This window comes from Leisingera sp. F5, from assembly GCF_001593695.1.
Window position 1 is genome coordinate 1 of the sequence record NZ_LUKH01001127.1, and the last position, 1,253, is coordinate 1,253.

Consider the following 1,253-nt stretch of genomic DNA (forward strand, 5'->3'; position numbering starts at 1 on the left):
CGCGCGGCGCGCCCGCGGCACCCCCAGGATCGCCGGGCGGCTCTTGCGCCGCGTTGTGGACTTTGCGGTTGTGGAGGGCGATGGCACGATCACCCGCGAACTGGCCGATGGAGCACTGACCCGCCTGGGAGTGGATCAGCTGGGGCTGGATGGCGCTGACCGGCGGTATCTGACTCTGGTGGCCGAGAATTACGGCGGCGGACCAGTGGGGATCGAGACTATCTCGGCCGCCTTGTCCGAAAGCCGTGACGCGCTGGAGGAAGTGATAGAGCCCTACCTCTTGCAGCAGGGCCTGATCCAGCGCACCCCGCGCGGACGGATGCTGGCGCAAAAGGCCTGGACCCATCTGGGCATGGCGCCGCCGCGTTCACGGAACGATTTGTTCGGGTAGATAGCGGACAATCTACTATAAGTGTGTCAGCCATGCTGTCCAAATGTTTCGCGCGCGAAACATTGCGTCAGGAGTGATGACCTATACTGCGGGGGCGGAAGGCAGAAGCGATGCCTCTGTGATGCTCGGGCCGGGCGCTGCGTTGCAGCGCGGCGTTGCCTCCGGCGGGGGTGTTTTTGACCAGAAAGAAGCCGGGCCGCATCCGCTTGACGCGATGCTGGATGCGCCGCGCCAGCGGCGCCCGGCCCAAGGCTGTTTCCGGCCCTCTGGCGCAGCCAGGGGGCCGGACAGGCGCGGGAGCCTTCCCCTTGCCGCCGCGCGGCACAGACGGCATAGACAGGGCAGGATCAAGGAGACGCATATGACCGCCCAGCTGCCAGGCCTGACGCCGGAACAGATCGAAGCCCTGTTTACCCGCCAAGATGGCTCTTACGCTTGTGCCCGCTGGGGCCGGCCGGTTGCGCCGATTGTCTTTGGCGTTCAGGATGAAACGCTGAAGACGGTAAAGGGCGCATTGGAAGCGGTGATGACATTGGCGGGTCATCAGATGGCCGAGACCGACCCGGAGCTGGGTTCGAACCTGATGTTCTTTTTCTTCCTGAACTGGAATGAGCTGCTGGAAGTGCCCGACCTGGACCGGCTGATCCCTGGGCTTGCGCCGCTGGTGGCACGGCTGAAAGATGCGGAGGCCAACCAGTACCGCGCCTTCCGGTTTGATGATCAGGGCGGCATCAAGGCGGCGTTTGTGTTTCTGCGGATGCAGGGGGCGATGGCGCAGATGCCCGCCGAGACGCTGGCGCTCACCCAGGCAGTGCAGGTAGCGCTGATGTGGGGCGATACGGCCTTTGCCGAGGCCTCGCCG

2 protein-coding genes are annotated in these 1,253 nt (G+C 65.0%); both read left to right on the top strand.

Annotated elements, in window-relative coordinates:
- Positions 1–391, top strand: a 391-nt coding sequence (locus A2I95_RS39470) for a Holliday junction DNA helicase RuvB C-terminal domain-containing protein (RefSeq protein WP_291737808.1), incomplete at its 5' end; no start/stop codon positions are given.
- A 361-nt stretch (positions 392–752) separates the two neighbouring features.
- A partial coding sequence (locus A2I95_RS39475) for a hypothetical protein (RefSeq protein ID WP_291737809.1) occupies positions 753–1,253 on the top strand: 501 nt, incomplete at its 3' end.